A 7,883-nucleotide genomic window follows, 5' to 3' on the forward strand; every position below is an offset into this window, starting at 1 on the left:
GATACATGCTTGACTGATACACCGCCTTCGCGAGCAAGCCCGCTCCCACATTTGTTTTGTGGCGCTTTTAAAGATGGGTGCTGAGCCAGGAAATGCTCAGTGCCAGCCCCAGGCAGGCGAACCCGATGCGGTAGGCCAATCGGTGCGCCCGTTCGGTGCGTACATCCAGGAATAACATCGGCTGGTCGATGGCGCGATCTTCGCTTTGCGCGGTCAATTCGGCCATCGCACGCTGCTCTCGCAGGCGGGTAACAAACAGCAATGCGGCAGCCGGAAAGGCCACCGCCAAAGCAACAGCATTGATCAACAGTGCGGGCAGCGCCATCGCAAACCTCGGTGAATCAGTGTCTGGGTATCACTTCAGATACAAACCTGAACGATAGTGGCCTCATGCGCCAGAAATGCTCCCTCCCCCCTGTACGCTTAATGTATCGAGTAATTTACATCGTCACCTGAACGTCACCTTAACAAGCCACTCTGTTGCCCTTCGAACGCTCGGGAGCTTGTCATGCTGCATGCGCACAACCAGGATCAGCTGTATCGGGTCACTCAAAGTGACGAGCAGGAAGCGCTGATCGGCGGCCTCGCGTTCAACGTCCAGGACCGCCACTGGCTAGTGTACTGCGCCCTCGGCGGGCACCAGCATGCCGACCTGCCGGAAGCCGATCTGCTGACGGGTGTGAGCCTGCTGGACTTCTGTATCGACACGGCGGCATAAAACAGAAGGCGAAAAAAAACCGGACACCTCTCGGGGCCCGGTTTTTTGTGAAGCGCCGGTTATTGCGAGCTGAGCAACGAGCCGATGCTTGGGTCCTTGAACAGACGGGTCAGGGCGTCGCTCAACACGTCGCTGACCAGCTTGGTGTTGGTTTCCTGGTTCGGCGCCATGCCGAAGCGCTGATTCAGCGATGCACCATAACGACCACTGTAGCGACGGGTGCCGGCGGTGACGTCGGACTTGAAGGTCGCGCCGATGGAAGCCTCGGTGACATACAGGCCTTCTTTAGGCGATTGGTACTTCAGTTCGGCCAGGGTGATGGTCAACTGGGGCGCGCCAGGCGAATTGGCCGGAGTGAAACCCAGCAGACGCACGGCGGCTTCGGCCTGGGCTTGCAGCTTGGGCAGCACATCCTGAGCGTTGACCGACACCAGCGCGGTCTCCGGGTACAGACCGCCACGGGAGCCCAGCGTCGGCGACGGACGCCCGTCAACCACACGCACCGACACCGGCTGACCATGCCCCACCGGCGCCAGCTGCGTGGTGAGCTTCGGTTGCGGGCTGAGTTGTTGCGGGCTGTTGGCGCAGCCAACCAGGGTCAAGCTGGTCACAGTGATCAAACCGAACAACAGGCGTTGCAACATACTCATTTCTCCAGGACTGGGCGCAAACAGGCCAGCAGTATAACGGTGCACGCACGCCGCTCACCAGCCATCCTGAATGGCAGCTGAAGCCGCGTTGAAATTACAATTTTGCATAAATCCGTCATTTCCATGTCATGGCACACTGGCAATCTTCGAGCATGTAACGTAACAGGTACAAAGCCATGCGCCTCCTCAAATCGCTGTTCATGCCCAACGCGCGTCATCGCCACTATGCCTTGCTCGATGCACGGGGCCATTGCCTGGCGTTCAAGCAGTGCAGCCTGCCACCCGTCGGCGAAGGCTGGGTGGAAGTGGCGGAGACTCATCTGGGCTGGATGCACCGCCCGCTGCCGGCCAGTGCCCGGGTGAACTCGATGACGGTACATGGGCACCCACGCCACGCACTGGCATCCTGACCAAAGCCTTAATAAAAGTCATAAAACACGCCCATTTCCCTAGCGTTCTTCGCTACAATCTCCCCCCGATTATAAGGACGTCTCCTGATCGGGCCTCGCAGCATCGTCAATGCCTCGGCATTGACCCATGAATCGCCCACAGAGAGCCGCCCACACAGATCGAGTGAAGCTGGTGCGCTTGCTGTTTTTCCTGCCAACCGCCCACCTTTGCCGAATCTGCCGGAGCTGCCATTGCGCTCGGCCACTTGAGTTGTTTGCCCGTCTGCCGCGTGTTGGCATGGATCTCGGGCCAGGTGCCAGGCTGGGGCAGCCCTTTTTTGAGGTTCACGTCTTCAAAAGAGCGTGAAAAAACGGGTTTTCACAACTTCACAAGAGTGTGGCGAGCAAATGAATAGTTTGGCGTTTGTACAAGCACCATCAGCGTCTGGAACAGCCCAACCACACAGGACCGAGCACGCCTCAACAACCGGAGCTTGAGCCTGTCCGCTACGGATTGGTTGCACGAATCACGCGCTTTGACCATAAGTCGAATTGCCACAGGCGCCCATGAATGCGTTCATAGGCAAATTGGCCCGGCAGGAAGCGTGTGCTGAAGGTGCAAAGAATTGCGAATCGGACATGGCGATCCTGGCCATGGGTAACCCGGGGCAACACGTGAACCGCCCCGTCACTCCTGGCAGCCATGCCGTCAATTTGGTGCTGCAGATTTTGGAGACGCGTTAAATGGCGCATAACGAAGCAGTCGACGTAGTACTGGTAGGGGCCGGCATCATGAGTGCCACCCTGGCCGTACTGCTCAAAGAGCTCGACCCCGGCCTCAAGCTGGAAGTCGTTGAGCTGATGGATTCGGGTGCGGCGGAGAGTTCCAACCCGTGGAACAACGCCGGTACCGGCCATGCCGGGCTGTGTGAGCTGAACTACACCCCGCAGGCGGGCGATGGTTCCATCGACATCAAGAAAGCCGTGCACATCAACACCCAGTTCGAGGTGTCGAAGCAGTTCTGGGCGTACCTGACCAAAAAAGGCACCTTTGGCTCGTCCAAGTCCTTTATCAGCCCGGTACCGCACTTGAGCTTCGTGCAGGGCGAAAAAGGCGTGTCCTTCCTCAAGAAGCGCTTTGAAACCCTCAGTCAGCATCACGCGTTCTCGGATATGCACTACACCGAAGACCGCGCCGAAATGGCCGAGTGGATGCCGCTGATGATGCCGGGCCGCCCGCTTGACGAAAAGATCGCCGCCACCCGCGTGATGAACGGCACTGACGTCAACTTCGGCGCACTGACCAATCAACTGCTCAGCCACCTGACCAGTTCGGCCGATGCCCAGGTCAAGTACAGCAAGCGTGTCACTGGCCTCAAGCGCAACGGCGCGGGCTGGACCGTGAGCATCAAGGACGTCAACAGCGGCAACAGCCGCGAAGTGGACGCCAAGTTCGTATTCCTCGGCGCCGGTGGCGCGGCGCTGCCGCTGCTGCAAGCCTCGGGCATCGAAGAAAGCAAAGGCTTCGGCGGCTTCCCGGTCAGCGGCCAGTGGCTGCGTTGCGACAACCCGGAAGTGGTCAAGCATCACCAGGCCAAGGTCTACAGCCAGGCCGCCGTGGGCTCGCCACCGATGTCCGTGCCGCACCTGGACACCCGTGTGGTCGATGGCAAGAAATCCCTGCTGTTCGGACCCTACGCCGGTTTCACCACCAAGTTCCTCAAGCACGGCTCGTTCCTCGACCTGCCGATGTCGATTCGCGCCGGCAACATCGGCCCGATGCTGGCCGTGGCCCGCGACAACATGGACCTGACCAAGTACCTGGTCAGCGAAGTGCGCCAGTCGATGGAGCAGCGCCTGGAATCCCTGCGCCGCTTCTACCCCGAAGCGAAAGCCGAAGACTGGCGCCTGGAAGTCGCTGGCCAACGGGTACAGATCATCAAGAAAGACCCGAAGAAAGGCGGCGTGCTGCAATTCGGCACCGAGCTGGTCGCGGCCAAGGATGGTTCGTTGGCAGCCCTGCTGGGCGCATCCCCAGGTGCTTCGGTAACGGTTTCGATCATGCTGGAGTTGATCGAGAAGTGCTTCCCGCAGAAAGCTGCCGGTGAGTGGGCGGCGAAGCTGCAGGAAATCTTCCCGGCGCGGGAAAAGGTCCTGGAGACCGATGCCGAGCTGTATCGCAAGATCAACGCGCAGAACAACATCAGCCTGGAACTGGTTGCACCTGCCGCCGAGACTGAAAGCTACGCTTGAGGTTATGACGCAGAGCGTCACTGGAGGCATTCCCACGCAGAGCGTGGGAACGAGCGCCCCGCTCTCGGAACGAGAACGGGGCGTTTTTTATGCCTTGGATAATCAGCCGCGAGCGTTTTCGATCAGTTCAATGTACTCGTCCGCGTTGCGCTGGTCCTTGATCAGGTCAACGAAGGTCTGGCCGCGCTCGTCCTTGCCGTCGAGGTCCAGGCCCGCTTCCTTGAAAAAACCCAGGAACCGCTCGAAATCGTCGATACGCAGGCCACGGTAGGCCTTGATCAGCTTATGCAGGGACGGTGAAGTCGCATCGACTGGCTCGAAATCCAGGAACAACTTGATCTGATCGTCACCGATCTCGTCGCCAATCACCTGTTTCTTATCTTTACGCATTACCGACTCCAGCCTGCAGACATTTACACGGGGCCTGAAGTCTACCTGTCGGACACCATTTTCGAAAACAACCAAACACGCCCGTGGGAGCTGGCTTGCCTGCGATTGCGGTGGGACAGTCAGCTCATCTGTCACCGACTCAACACTTTCGCAGGCAAGCCAGCTCCCACATTGACTGCATTTGCATGGCTGGATCTGTGCAGCTTGATTACTTGGCGCGCACGACGCCCGTATGCAGATCCGCCCAGATATGCCCATTGGCGTAACTGAGGAATTGCACATACACCGTTTCATTGCGCAGCAGATCGACGATCACACGGTACTGGGCGACCGGATAGGACAAGGTCAGGGTTTTACTGGCGTCGTCGTAGGCCGGTTTTTTCAGGCTTTTGCTTTCGGCGTCGAAATTGAGCACTACCTGGGCGATGGTCGCGCCTTTGTTCAGGGATTTGCCCTTGAGGCGCATCATCAGCGGCGACGTTACCGGGATCGGCTGCTGGCTGGACTGGCGCTGGTTGCCCACCACCACGGCATACTCGGTCACTTGCAGCAGTTGTTGCTGTTCCGGGGTCTCGGCGCGCAGGGTCATGTCGTCCGACGGCAGGAACTGGCTGTGCATCGGTGCGGGCGCGGCAAACAGGGGAAGACTGGCGGTGAGCGCCAGGGCGGCGCAGGTGCGTATCAACAGGCTCATGAAAGACTCCAGACGCAAGGGCAAGCACTCTAGCATGCCCACCCTGCACCGAAGCGGGTTACATGCCTTTGACGGCGTAGATGCCATTGGCGTTGCGCCAGTAGCCTTTGTAGTCCATGCCGTAACCGAAGATATAACGATCGACGCACGGCAAGCCGACGTAGTCAGCCTTGAGGTCAGGGCGGGCCTTGCGGTCATGGTCTTTGTCGATCAACACAGCGGTGTGCACTTTGCGCGCGCCAGCGTGTTTGCAGAAGTCGATGATCGCACCCAGGGTGTGACCTTCATCAAGGATGTCGTCGATGATCAGCACGTCGCGGTCGATGAACGAAACTTCCGGCTTGGCTTTCCAGAACAGGTCGCCGCCGCTGGTTTCATTGCGATAACGGGTCGCGTGCAGGTAGGAGGCTTCCAACGGGAATTGCAGGTGGGTCAGCAATTTGCCCGCGAAGATCAGCCCACCGTTCATTACGCAGAAAACTACCGGATTGGTGTCAGCCATTTCGCGAGTGATGTGCGCGCCAACCTGGGCGATCGCCTCTTCCACTTGCGCTTCGGTGTACAGGCAGTCAGCCTCGCGCATGATTTGACGGATATGCTCGAGATCAGCGGACATGGCGCTCTCCAAGGGGGTGCGGTGGCAAGAAAAGCGGGCGAAGGTACGCTTCTAGCGCGCTCCGGGCAAGCGTTAATGGACTAACGTACTAGATGTCTATAGGACAACACCCTCGGATAGATTAATCTAGGCCGGTTTTTTTGCCCGCCGCCGGAGCCTTTCCCATGCCCACTCGCGAGATCCGCCACCCGCTGATCCGACACAAACTCGGCCTTATGCGCCGTGCCGACATCAGCACGAAGAATTTCCGTGAGCTTGCTCAGGAAGTCGGAGCGTTGCTCACCTACGAAGCCACGAAAGATCTGCCCCTGGAAAACTACGAGATCCCCGGTTGGGCCGGTCCCGTCCAGGTGGAGAAAATCGCCGGCAAGAAAATCACTGTGGTGCCGATCCTGCGCGCCGGCATCGGCATGCTCGAAGGCGTGCTCAGCCTGATCCCGGGCGCCAAGGTCAGCGCCGTGGGCGTGGCCCGCAACGAAGAAACCCTGCAGGCCCATACCTACCTGGAAAAACTCGTGCCCGAAATCGACGAGCGCCTGGCCATGATCATCGATCCGATGCTGGCCACCGGCAGCTCGATGGTTGCCACGATCGACCTGCTGAAAAAAGCCGGCTGCAAGGATATCCGCGCCATGGTACTGGTCGCTGCCCCCGAAGGCATCGCCGCCGTCGAGAACGCCCATCCGGATGTGCAGATCTACACCGCATCCATTGATGAGCGCCTGAATGAACACGGCTACATCATCCCGGGCCTGGGCGATGCCGGGGACAAGATCTTCGGCACCAAGCAGAAGGACGCGTGAGCATGCAGGATGAATTCAACGACCCGCTTTGGCGCCAGATCCTGTCTGGCGCACAAATGCTCTTCGTAGCATTTGGCGCGCTGGTGTTGATGCCGTTGATCACAGGCCTCGATCCAAACGTCGCACTGTTTACCGCCGGGCTGGGCACGCTGTTGTTCCAGCTGGTGACGGGACGACAAGTGCCGGTGTTTTTGGCGTCGAGCTTTGCGTTCATCACACCGATCATTCTCGCAAAAGGCCAGTTCGGCTTGGCAGCGACCATGGGCGGGGTGATGGCGGCTGGTTTCGTGTACACCTTCCTGGGCCTGGCGGTGAAGATCAAGGGCACCGGTTTTATCGACCGGCTGCTGCCGCCCGTGGTGATCGGGCCGGTGGTGATCTCCATCGGCCTGGCCATGGCTCCGATTGCCGCCAATATGGCAATGGGCAAGGCCGGTGATGGCAGCGAGCTGATCCACTACCAGACCGCCATGCTGATTTCGATGCCGGCACTGCTGACCACGCTGGTCGTGGCCGTGTTCGGCAAAGGCATTTTCCGCCTGGTGCCGATCATTTCCGGCGTGCTGGTCGGTTTTGCCATGTCGTTCTACTTTGGCGTGGTCGATACGGCGAAGATCGCCGCCGCACCATGGCTCGCCCTGCCCCACTTCACCGCGCCGGAATTCAACTGGCAGGCGATTCTGTTCATCGTTCCGGTGGCCCTGGCCCCGGCAATCGAGCATATCGGCGGGGTGATCGCGGTCGGTAGCGTGACCGGTCGCGACTACCTGAAGAAGCCCGGCCTGCATCGCACCTTGCTGGGTGATGGCATCGCCACCACGGCAGCCGGTCTGTTTGGCGGCCCGCCGAACACCACCTACGCCGAAGTGACCGGTGCAGTGATGCTGACCAAGAACTACAACCCGAAGATCATGACCTGGGCCGCGATCTTTGCCATCAGCCTGGCCTTTATCGGCAAGTTCGGCGCTTTGCTGCAAAGCATTCCGGTACCGGTGATGGGCGGGATCCTGTGCCTGCTGTTCGGCTCGATTGCCGCGGTGGGCATGAACACGCTGATTCGTCACAAGATCGACCTGGGCGAGGCGCGCAATCTGGTGATTGTGTCGGTCACCCTGGTGTTCGGGATTGGCGGCGTGCTGGTCGGCACTGGCACCGGCCCGGACGATTTCGGCCTCAAGGGCATCGCCCTGTGCGCGGTGGTAGCGATTGGTTTGAACCTGTTGCTACCGGGCAATGATGGCTGGAAGAACAAGAAGTCGGATGAGCCGTTGATCTAACGGCCAATGCAAATCAGTGTGGTGGCTTGTGTGGGAGCGGGCTTGCTCGCGAAAGCGGAGTGTCAGTCGATAGATGCGTGACTGATATGCCGT

Annotated in this window: 10 protein-coding genes; 5 read left to right on the plus strand and 5 right to left on the minus strand. The window is 59.5% G+C overall.

Annotation, left to right across the window (positions count from 1 at the left end):
* Positions 1–67 precede the first annotated feature (67 nt).
* The gene (locus ACW9IB_RS28920; protein WP_457416723.1) at positions 68–325 is read right to left on the minus strand and encodes a hypothetical protein; all 258 of its coding nucleotides are present in this window, start codon (positions 323–325) and stop codon (positions 68–70) included.
* A 183-nt stretch (positions 326–508) separates the two neighbouring features.
* Between ACW9IB_RS28920 and ACW9IB_RS28925 the strand changes: the two genes are divergently transcribed.
* Positions 509–718, plus strand: a complete 210-nt coding sequence (locus ACW9IB_RS28925; protein ID WP_457365411.1) for a hypothetical protein — start codon at positions 509–511, stop codon at positions 716–718.
* Positions 719–777: 59 nt separating this feature from the next.
* On the opposite strand, the gene ACW9IB_RS28930 is transcribed toward ACW9IB_RS28925, so the two are convergent.
* On the minus strand, positions 778–1,362 hold the full coding sequence (locus tag ACW9IB_RS28930; RefSeq protein ID WP_457365410.1) for a YajG family lipoprotein: 585 nt from the start codon (positions 1,360–1,362) through the stop codon (positions 778–780).
* 182 nt (positions 1,363–1,544) lie between these two features.
* Between ACW9IB_RS28930 and ACW9IB_RS28935 the strand changes: the two genes are divergently transcribed.
* Positions 1,545–1,778: a hypothetical protein gene (locus ACW9IB_RS28935; RefSeq protein ID WP_457365409.1), complete on the plus strand. Its 234-nt coding sequence runs from the start codon at positions 1,545–1,547 to the stop codon at positions 1,776–1,778.
* Between the two features lie 723 nt (positions 1,779–2,501).
* Positions 2,502–4,010, plus strand: a complete 1,509-nt coding sequence (mqo, locus tag ACW9IB_RS28940; RefSeq protein WP_457365408.1) for a malate dehydrogenase (quinone) — start codon at positions 2,502–2,504, stop codon at positions 4,008–4,010.
* 102 nt (positions 4,011–4,112) lie between these two features.
* Here mqo and ACW9IB_RS28945 read toward each other — a convergent pair whose 3' ends face one another.
* The 3 genes from ACW9IB_RS28945 to ACW9IB_RS28955 form a co-directional block, all read right to left on the minus strand.
* Entirely contained in the window at positions 4,113–4,400 is a 288-nt protein-coding gene (locus ACW9IB_RS28945) for a PA4642 family protein (protein WP_457365407.1), read from the minus strand.
* Positions 4,401–4,608: 208 nt separating this feature from the next.
* Positions 4,609–5,094 (minus strand): hypothetical protein, encoded by a 486-nt coding sequence (locus ACW9IB_RS28950; RefSeq protein WP_457365406.1) that lies wholly within the window; start codon positions 5,092–5,094, stop codon positions 4,609–4,611.
* 58 nt (positions 5,095–5,152) lie between these two features.
* On the minus strand, positions 5,153–5,710 hold the full coding sequence (locus ACW9IB_RS28955) for a hypoxanthine-guanine phosphoribosyltransferase (RefSeq protein WP_457365405.1): 558 nt from the start codon (positions 5,708–5,710) through the stop codon (positions 5,153–5,155).
* A 164-nt stretch (positions 5,711–5,874) separates the two neighbouring features.
* Here ACW9IB_RS28955 and upp point away from each other — a divergent pair, with 164 nt between their 5' ends.
* Positions 5,875–6,513 carry a uracil phosphoribosyltransferase gene (gene upp / locus ACW9IB_RS28960; protein WP_457365404.1) on the plus strand — a complete coding sequence of 213 codons (639 nt, stop codon included), beginning with the start codon at positions 5,875–5,877 and terminating at the stop codon, positions 6,511–6,513.
* 2 nt (positions 6,514–6,515) lie between these two features.
* Positions 6,516–7,790, plus strand: a complete 1,275-nt coding sequence (locus ACW9IB_RS28965) for a uracil-xanthine permease family protein (RefSeq protein WP_457365403.1) — start codon at positions 6,516–6,518, stop codon at positions 7,788–7,790.
* Positions 7,791–7,883 lie beyond the last annotated feature (93 nt).

Source organism: Pseudomonas sp. SDO524_S393, from assembly GCF_054071875.1.